The organism is Vibrio sp. NH-UV-68 (genome assembly GCF_042940635.1).
Lineage (GTDB): Bacteria > Pseudomonadota > Gammaproteobacteria > Enterobacterales > Vibrionaceae > Vibrio > Vibrio pacinii.
In genome coordinates this window covers 3,021,559-3,038,703 of the sequence record NZ_CP134975.1, presented here as the reverse complement: position 1 = coordinate 3,038,703, position 17,145 = coordinate 3,021,559, and the positions used below count along the sequence as shown (strand labels likewise).

The 17,145-nt window shown below is 47.3% G+C and carries 13 protein-coding genes; 6 read left to right on the top strand and 7 right to left on the bottom strand.

Annotated elements, in window-relative coordinates; all coding sequences use genetic code 11:
* Position 1 precedes the first annotated feature (1 nt).
* Together ViNHUV68_RS13940 and ViNHUV68_RS13935 are read left to right on the top strand one after the other, a co-directional pair.
* Entirely contained in the window at positions 2 to 412 is a 411-nt protein-coding gene (locus ViNHUV68_RS13940) for a carboxymuconolactone decarboxylase family protein (protein WP_391088625.1), read from the top strand.
* Positions 412 to 1,587 (top strand): acetyl-CoA C-acyltransferase, encoded by a 1,176-nt coding sequence (locus ViNHUV68_RS13935; protein WP_391088623.1) that lies wholly within the window; start codon positions 412 to 414, stop codon positions 1,585 to 1,587. Before ViNHUV68_RS13940 ends, ViNHUV68_RS13935 begins: the two co-directional genes overlap by 1 nt.
* 31 nt (positions 1,588 to 1,618) lie before the next feature.
* On the opposite strand, the gene ViNHUV68_RS13930 is transcribed toward ViNHUV68_RS13935, so the two are convergent.
* The 3 genes from ViNHUV68_RS13930 to ViNHUV68_RS13920 all read right to left on the bottom strand — a co-directional run bounded on the left by ViNHUV68_RS13930 (position 1,619) and on the right by ViNHUV68_RS13920 (position 5,121).
* Positions 1,619 to 2,614, bottom strand: a complete 996-nt coding sequence (locus tag ViNHUV68_RS13930; protein ID WP_391088621.1) for an aldo/keto reductase — start codon at positions 2,612 to 2,614, stop codon at positions 1,619 to 1,621.
* A gap of 170 nt (positions 2,615 to 2,784) precedes the next feature.
* A complete protein-coding gene (gene gorA / locus ViNHUV68_RS13925) occupies positions 2,785 to 4,140 on the bottom strand; it encodes a glutathione-disulfide reductase (RefSeq protein WP_391088619.1) in 1,356 nt (451 codons plus the stop codon).
* 141 nt (positions 4,141 to 4,281) lie between these two features.
* The gene (locus tag ViNHUV68_RS13920) at positions 4,282 to 5,121 is read right to left on the bottom strand and encodes a 23S rRNA (adenine(2030)-N(6))-methyltransferase RlmJ (protein ID WP_038175626.1); all 840 of its coding nucleotides are present in this window, start codon (positions 5,119 to 5,121) and stop codon (positions 4,282 to 4,284) included.
* A 150-nt stretch (positions 5,122 to 5,271) separates the two neighbouring features.
* Between ViNHUV68_RS13920 and prlC the strand changes: the two genes are divergently transcribed.
* The 3 genes from prlC to uvrD all read left to right on the top strand — a co-directional run bounded on the left by prlC (position 5,272) and on the right by uvrD (position 10,095).
* Positions 5,272 to 7,314 (top strand): oligopeptidase A, encoded by a 2,043-nt coding sequence (gene prlC / locus ViNHUV68_RS13915; RefSeq protein ID WP_038175606.1) that lies wholly within the window; start codon positions 5,272 to 5,274, stop codon positions 7,312 to 7,314.
* A 101-nt stretch (positions 7,315 to 7,415) separates the two neighbouring features.
* Positions 7,416 to 7,634 (top strand): hypothetical protein, encoded by a 219-nt coding sequence (locus ViNHUV68_RS13910; RefSeq protein ID WP_391088617.1) that lies wholly within the window; start codon positions 7,416 to 7,418, stop codon positions 7,632 to 7,634.
* A 289-nt stretch (positions 7,635 to 7,923) separates the two neighbouring features.
* The gene (gene uvrD, locus ViNHUV68_RS13905; RefSeq protein ID WP_038175608.1) at positions 7,924 to 10,095 is read left to right on the top strand and encodes a DNA helicase II; all 2,172 of its coding nucleotides are present in this window, start codon (positions 7,924 to 7,926) and stop codon (positions 10,093 to 10,095) included.
* A gap of 651 nt (positions 10,096 to 10,746) precedes the next feature.
* Here uvrD and ggt read toward each other — a convergent pair.
* The 4 genes from ggt to rarD form a co-directional block, all read right to left on the bottom strand.
* Positions 10,747 to 12,495 carry a gamma-glutamyltransferase gene (gene ggt / locus ViNHUV68_RS13900; protein ID WP_391088615.1) on the bottom strand — a complete coding sequence of 583 codons (1,749 nt, stop codon included), beginning with the start codon at positions 12,493 to 12,495 and terminating at the stop codon, positions 10,747 to 10,749.
* A 110-nt stretch (positions 12,496 to 12,605) separates the two neighbouring features.
* On the bottom strand, positions 12,606 to 13,277 hold the full coding sequence (locus ViNHUV68_RS13895; RefSeq protein ID WP_391088613.1) for a LysE family transporter: 672 nt from the start codon (positions 13,275 to 13,277) through the stop codon (positions 12,606 to 12,608).
* Positions 13,278 to 13,356: 79 nt separating this feature from the next.
* A complete protein-coding gene (locus ViNHUV68_RS13890) occupies positions 13,357 to 14,151 on the bottom strand; it encodes an AraC family transcriptional regulator (RefSeq protein ID WP_038175611.1) in 795 nt (264 codons plus the stop codon).
* 71 nt (positions 14,152 to 14,222) lie between these two features.
* Positions 14,223 to 15,140, bottom strand: a complete 918-nt coding sequence (gene rarD, locus ViNHUV68_RS13885) for an EamA family transporter RarD (protein WP_038175612.1) — start codon at positions 15,138 to 15,140, stop codon at positions 14,223 to 14,225.
* A 163-nt stretch (positions 15,141 to 15,303) separates the two neighbouring features.
* Here rarD and recQ point away from each other — a divergent pair, with 163 nt between their 5' ends.
* Positions 15,304 to 17,142 carry an ATP-dependent DNA helicase RecQ gene (gene recQ / locus ViNHUV68_RS13880; protein WP_391088610.1) on the top strand — a complete coding sequence of 613 codons (1,839 nt, stop codon included), beginning with the start codon at positions 15,304 to 15,306 and terminating at the stop codon, positions 17,140 to 17,142.
* Positions 17,143 to 17,145 lie beyond the last annotated feature (3 nt).

Below are 17,145 nucleotides of genomic sequence, written 5' to 3'. Positions count from 1 at the left end.
TATGAGTAATCAACAAACGACGAGCAAAGGCATGCACGTTATGGATCGTTTGGAAGATGGTTTAGCTGAGAGAGTGATTCATCGGCTTTCCGAGCTAGACAGTGACTTACCTCGACTGATTACGGATTACGCGTTCGGCTCTATTGTCGCTCGTCCTGGTTTAGATTTAAAAGTCCGAGAAATGCTGACAGTCGCTTCACTGATTAGCTTAGGTAACGCGACTCCTCAGCTTGAATTACATATGAAAGCAGCGATAAACGTAGGAGTTTCGCCTGAAGAGCTGCTTGAAGTTGTTATTCAGATGGCCGTTTATGCTGGCATTCCTGCTTGTATGAATGGCCTGGCAAGTTACCGTAAGGTTATGAATGAGAAAGGATTGGTTCTTCCTGGTCTTAAAAAGGAAATGAAGTAATGGAAGATATTGTTGTTGTAGCTGCAAAGCGAACGCCTACTGGTGCGTTTATGGGGGAGCTTTCAGGTTTGTCTGCTCCTAATCTTGGTAGTGTGGTGATTAAAGCCCTACTAGCAGAATCCGGCATTAAACCAGAACAAATCGATAGCGTCATTCTCGGACAAGTTTTAACAGCTGGTTGTGGTCAAAATCCAGCTCGCCAAGCCGCAATTGGGGCTGGGTTGACACATAACGCTCAGTGTTTAACAGTAAATAAAGTTTGTGGTTCAGGCTTAAAGGCGGTTCATTTAGCGATGCAAGCAATTTCTTGTGATGACGCTGAATTTGTTATAGCTGGTGGACAAGAAAGTATGTCAAATGCGCCACATATTTGGCCAAACTCTAGAAAAGGAACGCGACTGGGAGGAACTGAGTTACAAGATAGCTTGGTTCATGACGGTCTTTGGGATGCGTTTAATGACTATCATATGGGAGTGACGGCTGAGAACGTCGCCAATAAGTATGGAGTTGCACGTCCCGAGCAAGATGAGTTCGCTTTTCAATCTCATCATAAAGCACTTGCGGCTCAAAAAGCCGGTTTTTTTAAGAATGAGATAGTGCCGATTGAAATGAGAGATCGAAAAGGCAATGTTCGAGTGTTTGGTCAGGATGAAGGCCCACGAGAAACAAGTGTGGACAAACTTGCCAGTTTGCAGCCCGTGTTTTCTAAGCAAGGTACGGTGACAGCAGGTAATGCGTCATCACTCAATGATGGAGCGTCGGCACTTCTGCTTTGTCATCGCCTTACTGCAGAAAAATATCAGTTGAACGTGCTCGCTAGCTTGGGGAAATTCAGCAATTCAGGCATTAGCCCTGATGTCATGGGAGTTGCCCCGATTGAAGCAATCTCTAAGTGCCTTGATCAATCTGGGTGGGAAGCGAGCGAGGTTGCGCAGCTAGAGTGTAACGAAGCGTTTGCATCGCAAGCCATTGCTATCGCTCGTGCGATAGATATTCCTGACGAAAAAATTAATCCATATGGAGGAGGCATTGCGTTGGGGCACGCGATCGGTTCTTCGGGGAGTAGAATTCTGGTAACTCTTATTCACAGTCTGATAAGAGACAATAAAAGTAAAGGTCTTGCGGCTCTTTGCATTGGTGGTGGAGAAGGTGTTGCGATGAGTGTTTATCGCTAGTGAAAAGCCCAGGTAGCTGGGCTTTTTCTTTTTATACGTTGACTCCTTTCATACCCTCTTCAGAGTAACGTTGCCCTTTTACCTCAAATTGAAGTGGGATGTCATTCAATGTAGAGAGATCTGCTATGTCTAAGATAATTTCAGATGCCTGAACATTTTCTTGGAGATAGTGCAGATTCTTAGTTCCTGGGATCGGAATGATATGTTCATATTGAGCTAATAGCCATGCCAAAGCGATCTGACCAGGTGTCGCTTGATATTTTTGTGCAATCGGCTGAATGATGTCTAGAAGGTTGCGATTATGATTGATATTACCATCTAGGAATCGATCGTTGGTTTTTCGAAAATCACCATCTGGGAGGTCACTATTACGAGTTAGCTTACCTGTGAGGAAACCTCTACCTAGCGGAGAGTAGGGCACCAAGCCGATGTTATTGGTTTTCAGTGTTTCAAGAATATCCTGCTCAATGTCGCGAGTCCAAAGTGAGTACTCTGTTTGTAGAGCAGTGACTGGAAAAACAGAGTGCGCTTTAAGCAGTGTTTTCGAAGAAACCTCACAAAGACCGACATGGGCAATTTTGCCTTCTTTGACTAATTCACCTAGGCAATCCATGCTTTGTTCGATGATCTTGTTGTCTACTCGGTGCAGATAAAACAAGTCTATGCACTCTACCCCCAGGCGCTGAAGAGATTCATCGCAGCATTTTCGTATATAGTCAGGTGTATTATTGATGCTGCGAGCATACGCAGCTTCTGCAGGGCGATCGATACCACATTTGGTGGCAATTTTAAGTTGTTGGCGCTGAGAAGGTTGCAGTTTAGATAGATAGTAACCAATCAGCTCCTCATTGTGGCCACGTCCATAGAAGTTTGCGGTATCTATAAAATCAACACCAAGCTCTAGTAACTGGTCAAGTAACTTTAAAGATTGTAAGTCATTTGTGTTGCCATAGAATTCACTCAACCCCATCGCACCATAGCCAATTGAGCTGACAGTCAACCCATTTGTAAGTTCACGTTTAAGCATAAAGCCTCCTTAGTAGAACTTAATTCTTTCATGATCGAATTTGAGGCTGAATTCTCTTTTTGCTTATACCTAAAAGGTATCACCATGTATTGTTGGCCACTGTGTAGAAGTAGTGGATCAAAAAAGCAGACCCTAGAGTCTGCTTCTTATGTTTAACGTTGTATGAGCGGTTACCTCATGGTAACAAACTCTTCAGAGCCCGTCGGGTGAATTGCGACCACAGAATCGAAGTCAGCTTTGGTCGCGCCCATCTTCATCGCAACAGCGAAACCTTGAATCATCTCATCGACGGTAAAGCCGATACCGTGAAGGCCGACAACTGTCTCTTCTTCGCCGGCGCAAACCAGTTTCATTTTACATGGCTGACGGTGCTTGGTGACGGCGGTGTACATCGCGGTAAAACCAGAGGTGTACACTTTGATGTTATCTTTGCCGTATTTCTGCTCAGCTTCTTGAGTAGTTAGGCCAATAGTACCGATTGGTGGGTGGCTAAATACCACCGTTGGGACCAAGTCGTAATCCATCTTGGCATTGGTTTTTCCATTGAATAGACGCTCAGAAAGCTGACGGCCGGCTTTTACAGCTACAGGCGTGAGCTCAATACCGCCTTCCATGATGTCACCCACACAGTAGATGCCAGGCACGTTAGTCGCTTGGAATTCATCGACCTTAATGTAGCCACGATCATTGGTTTCTACACCAGTAGAAGCTAGGTTAATCGCATCGGTTGCTGGGTGGCGGCCAATCGCCCAAATCAATTGGTCAACGTTTTGTGTATTGCCATTCTCTAGATGCAGTGTCAGGCTGCCGTCTGCTTCTTTGACTACTTGTTTTGGTACCGAATGCGTATGGAGTGTTGGACCTTCTGCTGCCATCACTTCGATCAGTGTTTCGATGATCATCGGGTCAAAACTACGCAGTGGTGATTCTTTACGGCAGAATAGATGCGTCTCAGTGCCAAGGGCATTAAGAACTCCGGCAATCTCAACCGCAATGTAGCCAGCGCCAATCACAGCAACACGTTTAGGTTGCTCGTTTAGCTCAAAGAAGCCGTTTGAATCAATGCCGTATTCTGCACCAGGGATGTTAGGAACGGTCGGGCGACCACCAACAGCGATCAAGATGTGATCGGCCGTGTAGTGTTCTCCGTTGACCTCAACCGTTTTCTCATCAACAAACTTAGCGAAACCCTTGATGACATTGATTTTGTTGTTACCTAGTACGCGATCGTAAGATTGGTGAATACGGCCAATGTAGGCCTGACGACTTTCAACCAGTTTACCCCAGTTAAATCCTTTCACATCAACATCGAAGCCGTAGTCTTCAGCGTAAAGGTGCATCGCTTCGGCAATTTGTGCGCCGTGCCACATGACTTTCTTAGGTACGCAACCGACGTTGACACAAGTGCCACCTAGGTCTTGCGCCTCGATAAGCGCGACTTTAGCGCCGTACATTGCTGCTCGGTTTGCTGATGCGATGCCGCCTGAGCCGCCACCGATACAGATGTAATCAAAATGCGTTGACATGACTTTCTCCATTTCCGCAGGTAACTAGCCAGTAACCAGTCCCTATTCGTTTTTAAAGTTATATATCTCTGATATGGAGGATAGAGTGGTTGAACTCAATCGATCCTCGATAATTTAATTTCTTGCTCGCTTGTGCCTCTGTTACTCTGGCACGATCCATTCGACTTTAAAGTGACCGGTTGCTGGGGCAATTGCTTTCTTGAGGAAAGGTAAAATTGCTTGCATCTGACTCTCTAGCTTCCAAGGTGGATTGATCACTATCATGCCCGATGCGGTCATGCCACGCTCGTTGGTATCAGGAGAGACGCCTAACTCGATTTGTAAGATTTTGCGAATCCCAAGCGCTTCGAGGCCATCGAGCATATCGTCGATATCACAGCGATTGACCACTGGGTACCAAATCGCGTAAATGCCCGTTGCCCAGCGCTTGTAGCTTTGATTGATGGCTTGTACGACATCACGATACTCTTTGGCCAACTCGTAAGGTGGGTCAATCAATACCAAGCCACGACGCTCTTTTGGTGGCAAGCTTGCCTTTAAGCGTTGAAAACCATCTTCTTTAAAGATGCTGACTTGGCGATCGCGATGAAACTCTTGTTCAAGCAGTGGGTAGTCACTCGGGTGCAGTTCAGTCAGCACCATGCGATCACCTGGGCGTAGGTGTGCACGAGCAACACGCGGTGAACCTGGGTAATAACGTAATGTATCGCCATTATTGAGCACTTTGATCGAGTCAAGGTAGCTTTCAAGCTCTTGCGGAATGTCATTTTGCTGCCAGAGGCGAGCGATGCCTTGTTTGTACTCGCTGGTCTTTTCCGACCACTCATGCGTAAGATCGTAACGACCTACGCCAGAATGAGTATCGTGATAGACGAGCGGCTTCTCTTTTTGTTTCAAAGCGTTGAGGATAAGGCTTTGGACAATATGTTTAATCACATCGGCATGATTGCCGGCATGAAAGCTGTGGCGATAACTTAACAAAATGACACTCTCAAATGGGGCGAACAATAATGGTCTTTAGTATACGTTACTATTGAAAATTGCTGAACCTGCCTATATTTACTATTTAGACCAACACAAAATAGTTAAGACGAGCTTGTGAGTTCGCTTAGCCAATGAAAGGAATGATTTATGTCTAATCCACTGCTGAACTTCATTGATTTGCCGCCGTTTTCGCAAATCAAACCAGAGCATGTTAAGCCCGCGATTGAACAGGCGATTGCCGATTGCCGGGCGGAAATAGAACAGGCGCTGGACGGCAACAATGAGCCAACTTGGGATAACTTAGTCGCACCGATTGAGGAAGTGGATGACAAGTTGAGTCGCATCTGGTCACCAGTAAGCCACATGAACTCGGTGATTAACAGTGACGAGTTGCGTGACGCCTACGAAAGCTGTTTACCATTATTATCAGAGTACGGTACTTGGGTTGGTCAGCATAAAGGTTTGTTTGAAGCATACAAATCAATCAAAGCCAGTGAGGCATTTGCTTCATTAACTCAGGCGCAAAAGAAAACCATCACCGATTCGTTGCGTGACTTTGAGCTGTCGGGGATTGGTCTACCTGCCGATCAGCAGCACCGCTACGGTGAAATCAGTAAGCGTATGTCAGAGTTAGGGTCAAAATTCTCTAACAATGTGTTGGATGCCACCATGGGCTGGACCAAGCACATTAGCGACGAAAAAGAGTTGGCAGGTATGCCAGAATCGGCCTTGGCCGCCGCCAAAGCAGCGGCTGAGGCGAAAGAGCTAGATGGTTACTTACTAACGTTAGACATCCCTTCTTATTTGCCAGTGATGACCTACTGTGACAATCAAGAGCTGCGCAGAGAGCTGTATGAAGCGTACGTTACTCGCGCTTCTGACCGTGGGCCGAAAGCCGGTGAGTGGGACAACAGCGAAATCATTAACGAGCAGTTGAAACTGCGCTACGAAATTGCCCGCATGCTTGGTTTCAATACCTTCAGCGAGAAGTCTCTAGCGACTAAGATGGCGGAAACCCCATCTCAGGTACTTGGCTTCCTTAACGATCTTGCCAACAAAGTTAAGCCTCAAGGCGAGAACGAAGTCGAACAGCTGCGTCAATTTGCCAAAAGTGAGTTTGGCATTGATGAGCTCAATTTGTGGGATATTGCTTACTACAGCGAAAAACAAAAACAGCACCTGTTCCAAATCTCAGACGAAGAGCTGCGCCCTTATTTCCCAGAAGCCAAAGTGGTCAGTGGCCTATTTGAAGTGCTTGAGCGCGTGTTTGGTATGACTGTCAAAGAGCGTCAAGGTGTGGATGCTTGGCATGAGTCAGTACGCTTCTTTGATATCTTTGATGCTAACGAGCAGTTACGTGGCAGTTTTTATCTCGACTTGTACGCGCGTGAACACAAGCGCGGCGGTGCGTGGATGGATGAATGTCGCGTGCGCCGCATGACTGTTTCGGGCGAACTGCAAACGCCCGTGGCTTACCTAACCTGTAACTTTAACCGACCGATCGGTGATAAGCCCGCGTTGTTTACTCATGATGAAGTGGTCACGCTGTTCCATGAGTTTGGTCACGGCATTCACCATATGTTGACTCAGGTCGATGTGGGGGCGGTATCGGGGATCAACGGTGTGCCTTGGGATGCGGTAGAATTACCAAGTCAGTTTCTAGAGAACTGGTGCTGGGAAGAAGAAGCGTTGGCGTTTATCTCCGGCCATTATCAAACCGGAGAGCCATTGCCAAAAGCGATGTTAGAGAAGATGCTGGCGGCGAAAAATTTCCAATCAGCGATGTTTATCTTGCGTCAGCTTGAGTTTGGCCTGTTTGACTTTACCTTGCACACTGAGTTTGATCCCGAGGTTGGCCCTCGCGTGCTTGAGACGTTGGCCGAAGTGAAGTCAAAAGTGGCGGTTTTGCCTAGCCTAGAGTGGAATCGCTTCTCACACAGCTTTGGTCATATCTTTGCTGGTGGTTATAGCGCGGGTTACTACAGCTATCTATGGGCAGAAGTCTTGTCTTCAGATGCTTTCTCGCGTTTTGAAGAGGAAGGTATCTTCAATACTGAAACCGGACAAAGCTTCCTCAACAACATTCTTGAAATGGGTGGCAGCGAAGAGCCGATGGAACTGTTTAAACGCTTCCGTGGCCGTGAGCCGCAGATTGATGCATTACTGCGTCATGCGGGTATTAGCGCTTAAATAAGATAAATTGACAATTTTACAAATAACCTATCGCCTTGCTACTGCAGCAGGGCGTTTTTTTGGTTACTATGCGGAACTTGATATTGCATGGAGGTAATATGTTGATACGTTTTAAAATCAGTGTTGTGGCTTTGGTTGTGGGATTGTCGGTTAGTGGCTGCGCGGAACTAAAACAAGCGGGTACAGAAATCGGTCATGCTACGCGTGATGCTGGCACCGCAATTGGTCACGCGACACGAGATACCACCAAAGCGATTGGCCATGCATCCCGTGATGCGGTGAATTCAGTCAAAGACGATCTTAGCGACGATAACTAACCAAGTTTGCTGCGGAGCCATTTATCGAGCGATATTGGCTCTGGCCCCCAAATCAACAGCATCAACCCCCACCATTGGTGATCATAAAAACCTTGTTGCGATAAGACAGGATTAAATCAAGTCTAAGTGATTGAAATTAAATAATTTAAATTTCATCCTTCTTGGCCTTATCAAGCGCTGATGGTGATAATAAGATTTGCGCTCTCGATTTACTGTGTGCCTAGCATCTTCAAGTCACTCGGGTATAATGCAGTTATATGTATAGATAAACAGTAGCTGAGCACCCCCCATGGATCCTTCATTACTTCTCGATGGTTTGAACGACAAGCAGCGTGAAGCTGTTGCCGCCCCACTAGAAAACTTACTCATCTTAGCTGGCGCAGGCAGTGGTAAAACACGCGTGTTGGTTCATCGCATTGCGTGGTTAATGTCGGTCGAACAGGCCTCGCCCTTTTCAATCATGTCGGTAACCTTTACCAACAAAGCGGCGGCTGAGATGCGCGGTCGTATTGAAGAGTTGATGATGGGCAGCTCCTCCGGAATGTGGAACGGGACGTTCCATGGGATCTGTCACCGCATTTTGCGTGCGCACTATTTGGATGCCAAGTTACCGGAAGATTTTCAAATTATTGATAGCGACGATCAGCAGCGTTTATTGCGTCGCTTGATCAAAGCGCAAAATTTAGATGAGAAACAGTTTCCTCCACGTCAGGTGGCGTGGTGGATTAACGGTAAAAAAGATGAAGGTCTACGCCCGAATCATATTGACGCTTATCACGACCCTGTGACCAAAACCTATTTGCAGGTCTACAGTGCTTACCAAGAGGCGTGTGATCGTGCTGGCTTAGTTGATTTTGCGGAAATATTGCTTCGCGCCCATGAGTTGTTGCGCGATAAAAAGCACATTCGCGAGCACTACCAAGCCCGTTTCAAACATATTTTGGTCGACGAGTTTCAAGATACCAACAATATCCAATATGCGTGGTTGCGTATGATGGCAGGCCCGAACTCACACGTGATGATCGTTGGCGATGATGACCAGTCGATTTACGGTTGGCGTGGGGCAAAAATCGAAAATATTGAGAAATTTACCCAAGAATTTCCAAGCGTTAAAACCATTCGTCTTGAGCAAAACTACCGTTCGACCAAAACGATTTTGCAAGCGTCCAACGCTCTCATAGCTAATAACACCGAGCGAATGGGAAAAGAGCTATGGACCGAAGGGGTTGAAGGCGAGCCTATCTCGGTCTATTCGGCATACAACGAGTTAGACGAAGCGCGCTTTGCAGTTAGTAAAATCAAAGAGTGGCAAGAGCAAGGCGGAGCGCTGAATGATGCGGCGATGCTGTATCGTAATAACGCTCAGTCGCGTGTGCTTGAAGAGGCATTAATTCAGTCAGGTTTACCGTATCGAATTTATGGTGGGATGCGATTCTTCGAGCGTCAAGAGATCAGAGACGCACTAAGCTACCTGCGTTTGATGTCGAATCGCAATGATGACGCGGCCTTTGAACGTGTGGTCAATACGCCGACTCGTGGTTTGGGTGACAAGACGCTTGAAACCTTGCGTTTTGCCGCGCGTGATCGTGGCTGTACCATGTGGCAAGCGAGTGTGGCATTGCTCGATGAGCAAGTGCTCCCTGGTCGGGCGGCAGGGGCGTTGAGTCGTTTTGTCGAACTGATTCAGGCGCTAGAAGATGATACGGTCGAAATGTCACTGCATGAGCAGACCGACCATGTGATCAAATACTCTGGCCTGTTTGCCATGTACGAGCAGGAAAAAGGCGAGAAGTCGAAAGCTCGAATTGAAAACTTGGAAGAACTTGTCACGGCAACGCGCCAGTTTGAAAAGCCAGAAGAAGCAGAAGAGATGACGCTCTTGACGGCATTTTTGACCCATGCAGCGCTTGAAGCGGGTGAAGGCCAAGCGGATGAGTTTGACGACGCAGTGCAGTTGATGACTTTGCACAGTGCTAAAGGGTTAGAGTTTCCACTGGTCTTTATGGTCGGTGTTGAAGAGGGGATGTTCCCAAGTCAAATGTCAGCAGAAGAGGCCGGCCGCTTAGAAGAAGAGCGTCGTCTTTGCTATGTCGGCATGACACGCGCGATGGTGAAGCTCTATATAACTTACGCTGAAATGCGCCGTTTATATGGTCAAGATAAGTACCATAAACCGTCACGTTTTATTCGTGAGTTACCAGAAAACTGTTTAGATGAAGTGCGAATGAAAGCGCAAGTGAGTCGCCCGACAAGCTCAGGACGTTTTAGCCAAACGGTGGTTAAAGAGAGCTTTAATGAAACCGGATTTAGTTTAGGCTCACGAGTGATGCACCCGAAATTTGGCGAAGGTACCATTATTAACTTTGAGGGCAGTGGTCCGCAAAGTCGCGTTCAAGTTGCTTTTAACGGTGAAGGCATTAAATGGTTAGTGACGGCTTATGCCAAACTAGAAATGCTGTAAGCGCTAAACTCATTTTCTCAAATATGAAGAGAAAAAATAAAGAAAAACCCCGAGGGCCAAGGCCCATCGGGGTTATAGTCTTACTCGCAGCAATCCGGCTACTAGAGGTGCTCCATGCATCAAATCCTTGATAGTAGGCTGAATCCTTCAGCTTAATCCATTCATCGCCATCCTAGCGGTGTCCTTGACCCTATCCTGGTCTGCTAACCATCCTAGCTAGCTCACTTCGCTTGTTCCCTGAGCGGTGTCCTTTTCATCATCCTGATGATCAGTCCTTTCCTCATCCAGAGGTGTCCATTTCCCATCCTTAGTAGCAACCATCCTAGTTACTATTGCGTCCGTTCAATGTCCGTTTGCTATCCATGCCGATTGTTCATCCTGAGCAACCGTATCTTCTTCCTGAAGATTACCTAATCCGTGGTAATTTCCTGTTCCGTGTCAGCATCCTTCCGACAGGGTTCATATTACCTCTTTAAGCGCGCCGAGCAATAGAGCGCAAACGTTTTTCTACATAAAAATTCGCTGTAATTTTATACAAGTCATTGTAAAACAATTACTTACTATGGTTGTGTTACATTTTTCTTAGCAAAAAAACACTATTTACTCACTTGCTTGTGAGAGATCTCGCACAAGCAAGCGAGTCGATCGGCGTTATTGTCCGATCGCGGCACCTTCACGGCGTGGGTCTGCTGCACCTTGTAGCTGACCATCTTGCAATAAAATGGCATGTATTCCAGAGTTCAGATCGCGAATATTGACCTCAAAGCCCATTTTCTCAAGCTCAGATTTAAAGCTTTCGGCATCTGTGCCTTGTTCAATATCCAGTGGGCCGAAACGGTTGAGTAGGTGAGGTTGATTAGCGGCTTGTTGAATGTCCATTCCCCATTGAGTATGCGCAATAATCGCTTGTGCGACATAACCTATGATACGACTTCCGCCCGGCGAGCCAATTGCCATGTAGGGTTGGTCATTGTGCATAATGATGGTCGGTGCCATTGAAGAGCGAGGGCGCTTGCCGGGCTCTAATCGGTTGGCAATCGGCCTACCTTGGTTATGAGTGCGGAAAGAAAAGTCGGTCAACTCGTTGTTGAGTAAGAAGCCATTGGTCATCAAGCGTGAGCCAAAGGCGTTCTCAATGGTGGTGGTGATTGAGACCACATTGCCTGCTTTATCGACCACATTAAAATGGCTGGTGGATGGCAGTTCAATCGACTCATCGGTGCTTTGGCGCTGAGCGTAGTTCCATGGTGGAGTGCCTGCACTAACGGTAGCCAATGCTTTGCCCGGTTGGATAAGTTGTGCGCGCTGCTTTAAGTACTCTTTATCAAGCAAACCTTGAGTTGGCATGGGCACAAAATCTTCGTCTGCCATGTACATGCCGCGATCGGCAAAAGCTAAGCGAGAGGCATCTGCAATCACTTGCCATGATTTGGCGTTGTTTGGCCCCCAGCCTTTGAGATCGAATTGCTCTGTGATGGATAGAATCTGACTCACGGTTAACGCGCCTGAGCTCGGTGGACCCATGCCACAGATCTCATAGCTTTGGTAGTCTGAACAGACGGGTTGACGTTGCTTGATAGTATAAGCATCGAAGTCTTTTTGTGCTAAGACGCCCGGGTTGCCTGGCGCCGTTTGAACCGTTTTAATGATGTCGCTTGCGATCTTACCTTGATAGAACGCCTTTGCGCCTTGTTTGGCAATCGCGGTCAGTGTGGTTGCGTATTGTGGATTCTTTAGTATGGTTCCGGCGGTTTTTGGTGAACCATCTGAGTTTAAAAAGTACGCGCTGGTGGCCTCGAAGCGACTCAGACGCTGTGCATCGGCTTCAATTAATGTGGCGAGACGCGGAGTAATTTCAAAGCCTTGCTGAGCGAGAGCAATCACTGGCTGAATGAGTTCAGCCCAATCTAGCTGGCCATATTTTTGGTGCATATCCCACATCAGCTTAACGGTACCGGGTGTGCCCACCGAGCGGCCACCGACAACCGCATCGTAAAATTTAATTGGCTCGCCATTTTTATCTTGGAATAGGCGCGGTGTTGCGTTGAGCGGCGCGGTTTCTCGGCCGTCGTAAGTAGTGAGCTGTTGTTTGTCAGCATCCCAGTAAACCAGAAAAGCACCGCCACCAATCCCCGATGACTGAGGCTCAACCAGACCGAGCATCAGTTGCGTGGTCACCATGGCATCAATCGCATTACCGCCTTTGGCGAGCACATCAGCACCCGCTTGGGTTGCGACTGGATTGGCGGCCGTGACCATCCACTCTTTAGCGGTGACCAAGGGTTTGTGTTCTAGGCCACTGCTGTGTTCCGGTGCGACGGAATCGGTCGCTTGGTTAGCCCAGCTAGTGATTGACGTTGTGAGCAAGCAGGTGGTGAGAAGTGTAAGTTTCCACTGCATCTTTATTCTCCTTCTATGTATGCAAAGCTAGAGTGACAGTGGAATCTGAACAGGTCTAAGAGTTTGTTATCAAATTGTAACCTTGAATCAAATATTAGACGGTTGAGAGGTTAAACTTGGCTCAGCAGAGATGTGCTAGATTGCCATAAAATGCTGACGCCAATAAAAGTAAATAGCACACCGCAAAGTCCATCGACATAAATGGCCATCGCTTTTACTTTTCGTTGCATGCGTTGAGTCGATAGCACCCAAGCCAAAAACGAAAACCACAGCAAAGATAAGCTCCACAAAATCACCAAGGCGACGCCTTTTCCCGTTAAGGACATCGTGGCAGGCACTAAGCTCGACATTAAACTGACAAAGAACACTAAGGCTTTAGGGTTAAGAATGTTGGTCGCGAAGCCACGCGAAAAGGCTTGGCGCTTATTGCTTAACAACAGACTGGAACGGTCGCGATTTTCGGCATCGCTTTGCTGCGGGCGACGGATGCTTGACCATGTCGCCCTTAGAGCGCCATAGCCGAGATAAAACAGGTAACTGCCCCCGGCGATCTGGAGTAGGGCAAACAGGGTGGGTTGTTGGTGAACCAAATAGCTGACGCCAGTTAAGCTTAAAATTGAGTGCAGTAAAATGCCACAAGAGAGGCCAAGCGCAATATAAAACCCGGTTTGGCGTCCGTAGCGCGTTGCGTTTTGCACCACGAGGGCAAAATCAGGTCCTGGACTCATCAGAGCGACAAAGTGGACCAGAGCAAGGGTGGATAAAATGGTGATTTCATTCATGGAGAGAAAAACTTATCAGTCGTAATTGATAGCGCTATTGTGCCATCTGACACGCTGTGGCGATTGTAAAAAACTGACACTAATTGATTTGTGAGGGTTTGACACCGTAAGTGGCTTTGAACGCTTTACTAAAGTGCGCTTGATCGTAGAAGCCAACTTGGTGAGCCACCTCAGTACCACTGATCCCAGCCTTAAGTAATTTCATACTTTGTTCCATGCGTAAGCGATTAAACCAAGCGTAAGGCGTTAAACCGACTTTGGCTTTAAAGTGACGTTGAAGCTGAGTTGGACTGAGCTGGCAAAGTTGCGATAAATCGTCGAGACGCACTGGTTGGTCAAGATGACTGAGTAAGTACTCTTTCAGTGTTGCGATTGATTGATTGCCAAGCGGTAGCACGGGTTGTTGTCCGTCGCTCGCATAGTGCTTAAAGAGCCGCTCAAAACCTTCATAGGGTAGGCAGTCTTTAGCCAACTGGCTGATATTGTTTTGCGCGAGTCGTTGATGTAGCGAAGCAAGTGAATGGAAAACTTGCGCATCTGAGATGATCAAGTGTTTAAAGTTAATTAATTGGTGAGCGTTGTTTAATTGCGCCAATTCACTGAGCCACAAAGGGTCGAGCTCAAAAACACGCACTTGATAGCCCGACTCAAGCAGTGATTGACCGTCATGCAATTCATCGGGGGGCATGATCACCAATTGTCCTGCGCCAACATGGTGGCTAGAGCCTTGATAGTGAAACTTCTGTTGTCCGCTTGTGATTAGGCCAATATGAAAATCGAGATGATAGTGGCGTGAAAAGGCGAACGAATGGTAGTTCGCTTCAATCAGACTGATCTCTCTATTTTGCGTGCTGTGGTAGTTGACCTTGTCCATAAAACAAAAAAGCTTGGTGACTATTTCACCAAGCTTATAACCTGCTACAAAGATTGTCTTGTAAAAAACGATCAGCTCAAGGCGGCGGCTTTTTTAATTTGGCGATTATTTTTCAAACCATCGAAACTGAATACCACCAGTGCGCTCCAAATAAAGGCGAAGGTGATCGCTTTATCAGCGGTAAAAGCTTCACCGTAAACCAGTACGGCGAGTAAAAACATCAAGCTAGGGCCAATATATTGGAAGAAGCCCAAGGTCGACAGTTTCAAACGGGTGGCCGCGCCAGTAAAGCACAGCAAGGGCAGGGTAGTAATTACGCCTGCAGCAATTAACAGCAAGTTGAGGGTGGTATCATTGAGAGCCATGTTCGATGTTGCTGTCTCTGCAATCCCGATTAAGTAAATCGCCGCGATGGGCAGCAGCAGCAGCGTTTCAACAAACAGGCCAGTTTGCGCATCTAAGTTGACTTTTTTACGCAGCAAGCCGTAACAACCAAAACTAAAGGCCAGTACTATTGCGACAACTGGTACGGAACCAAAGGCAATCAATTGAACGATGACACCGCCGCAGGCCAATGCCACAGCAAACCATTGCATTTTGCGTAATCGCTCACCCAGAAAGATCATCCCGAGCAACACGTTGAGCAGCGGGTTAATGTAGTAGCCTAAACTGGCATCGAGCATATGATTGGCATTGACGGCCCAAATAAAAATCAGCCAGTTTGTCGCGATGACAATTGAAGTAAAAAACAGGTAAGTCATTTTAACCTTTGAGGCCATGACATCACGAACATTGCGCCAACCTCGACCAAAATGCAGTAAGACAGCAAGCAGGATGAACGACCACACGATACGATGGCTGAGAATCTCTAGCGCAGAAACATCGGCTAATGATTTAAAATAGATAGGGGCGATACCCCACATGGTGTAGGCGCCGATAGCGAACAAGACACCTTGCTTGGCTCGCTGTTGTTGTTCTTCTGCCGTCATGGAGACTCACTTATGTTAAGCAATTTTACAAACTGAAACATGCAGTATACGAATCACTCTCAAAATCACCTAGCAATTTGCGGTTTTATTCGCCTCTAAACCCCACTACAATGTGCCTCTTGCGTGACACGCGCACTGCCCTGCAATTCTACTGAGATAATTCATGACCTCGACACTTTTAGCACAGCAACCACCGGCCGAACAGCCTACGCCACAAAGCATCCTCGAAGATGTTTTTGGCTATCAGCGCTTTCGCGATGGCCAGCAAGAGGTGATCGAGTCTGCGGTCGAAGGCCACGACAGTCTGGTGATTATGCCGACAGGTGGCGGGAAGTCGCTTTGTTATCAAATTCCAGCACTGGTCCGTTCAGGGTTAACCTTGGTGATTTCGCCTTTGATTTCATTGATGAAAGATCAGGTTGACCAGCTTAAGGCTGATGGTGTTGCTGCAGAGTGCATCAATTCGACCATGTCGCGTGAGGCGCTCATATCGGTTTATAACCGGATGCATTCTGGCGCGTTGAAATTGGTGTATGTCTCGCCAGAGCGCGTTCTCATGCGCGACTTTATCGAGCGACTCGAAAGCTTACCGCTGTCGATGATTGCAGTCGATGAAGCGCACTGTATTTCTCAGTGGGGGCATGATTTCAGGCCAGAATATGCCTCGCTAGGTCAGCTCAAACAGTATTTTCCTCATATACCGGTCATGGCATTAACGGCGACGGCGGATGATGCGACGCGCAGTGACATTATGCAGCGTTTGCAATTAAATGAGCCTCATACCTATTTGGGCAGTTTTGACCGACCCAATATTCGCTATACCTTGGTCGAAAAACATAAGCCAGTCTCGCAGGTGGTGCGTTTTCTCGAAGAGCAGCGCGGTCATTGCGGCATCATCTACTGTGGTAGCCGTAAAAAAGTGGAAATGGTGACCGAAAAACTGTGCAATAACGGCCTACGCGCAGCCAGCTATCACGCCGGTTTAGATCCAGATGAGCGCGCTTATGTACAAGAAGCATTTCAGCGTGATGATGTACAAATTGTTGTGGCCACTGTCGCGTTTGGTATGGGAATCAATAAGCCTAATGTTCGCTTTGTGGTGCACTTTGATATCCCACGCAATATCGAGTCGTATTACCAAGAAACCGGACGTGCTGGTCGCGACGGTTTACCCGCAGAAGCCATGATGCTCTATGATCCGGCTGACATCAGTTGGCTACGTCGTATGCTCGATGAAAAAGACGAAGGGCCCCAAAAACAGGTTGAAGCGCATAAGCTCAATGCAATGAGTGCCTTTGCTGAAGCACAAACCTGCCGACGTCAGGTGCTGCTTAATTACTTTGGCGAATATCGCGAAAAGCCGTGTGGTAACTGCGATATTTGTCTGGATCCGCCCAAACGTTTTGATGCAACCGAGCAAGCGCAAAAAGCCTTGTCATGTGTTTATCGCGTTAATCAAAGCTTTGGTATGGGCTATGTGGTTGAAGTTCTGCGCGGAATGCAAAATATCCGTGTGCGTGAAAATGGCCATGATAAGTTGTCAACCTATGGGCTCGGACGTGAAAACAGTCACGACTATTGGGTGAGTGTTTTTCGTCAGCTGATCCATAAAGGACTACTGTCTCAAAATATCACTCGTAACTCGACCTTGCAGTTAACCGAGGAAGCACGCCCGTTGCTACGCGGCGAAATGTCTTTAGAGTTGGCGGTTCCGCGTCTTGATACCGCGGCGCGAGCAGCCAAGTCGAATAAGCTTTCCAGCAAGAACTACGACAAAAAGCTGTTTGCTAAACTGCGTAAGCTACGTAAGTCGATTGCCGATGAAGTGGGTTTGCCACCTTATGTGGTCTTTAGCGATGCGACCTTGATTGATATGGCCGACATATTGCCGACATCTTATGGCGAGATGCTAGCGGTAAATGGGGTCGGTCAGCGAAAATTGGAAAAGTACGCCGATCCATTCTTAGATTTAATTCAGGAGCATTTGACCCATCATGGCTGATTC

Excerpts from the sequence above, each read along its gene's own strand:
- recQ (WP_391088610.1), top strand. The coding sequence starts at position 15,304 with ATGACCTCGACACTTTTAGCACAGCAACCACCGGCCGAACAGCCTACG.
- ViNHUV68_RS13940 (WP_391088625.1), top strand. The coding sequence starts at position 2 with ATGAGTAATCAACAAACGACGAGCAAAGGCATGCACGTTATGGATCGT.
- rarD (WP_038175612.1), bottom strand. The coding sequence starts at position 15,140 with ATGACGGCAGAAGAACAACAACAGCGAGCCAAGCAAGGTGTCTTGTTC.
- prlC (WP_038175606.1), top strand. The coding sequence starts at position 5,272 with ATGTCTAATCCACTGCTGAACTTCATTGATTTGCCGCCGTTTTCGCAA.
- uvrD (WP_038175608.1), top strand. The coding sequence starts at position 7,924 with ATGGATCCTTCATTACTTCTCGATGGTTTGAACGACAAGCAGCGTGAA.
- ViNHUV68_RS13910 (WP_391088617.1), top strand. The coding sequence starts at position 7,416 with ATGTTGATACGTTTTAAAATCAGTGTTGTGGCTTTGGTTGTGGGATTG.
- gorA (WP_391088619.1), bottom strand. The coding sequence starts at position 4,140 with ATGTCAACGCATTTTGATTACATCTGTATCGGTGGCGGCTCAGGCGGC.
- ViNHUV68_RS13890 (WP_038175611.1), bottom strand. The coding sequence starts at position 14,151 with ATGGACAAGGTCAACTACCACAGCACGCAAAATAGAGAGATCAGTCTG.
- ViNHUV68_RS13930 (WP_391088621.1), bottom strand. The coding sequence starts at position 2,614 with ATGCTTAAACGTGAACTTACAAATGGGTTGACTGTCAGCTCAATTGGC.
- ViNHUV68_RS13935 (WP_391088623.1), top strand. The coding sequence starts at position 412 with ATGGAAGATATTGTTGTTGTAGCTGCAAAGCGAACGCCTACTGGTGCG.
- ViNHUV68_RS13895 (WP_391088613.1), bottom strand. The coding sequence starts at position 13,277 with ATGAATGAAATCACCATTTTATCCACCCTTGCTCTGGTCCACTTTGTC.
- ggt (WP_391088615.1), bottom strand. The coding sequence starts at position 12,495 with ATGCAGTGGAAACTTACACTTCTCACCACCTGCTTGCTCACAACGTCA.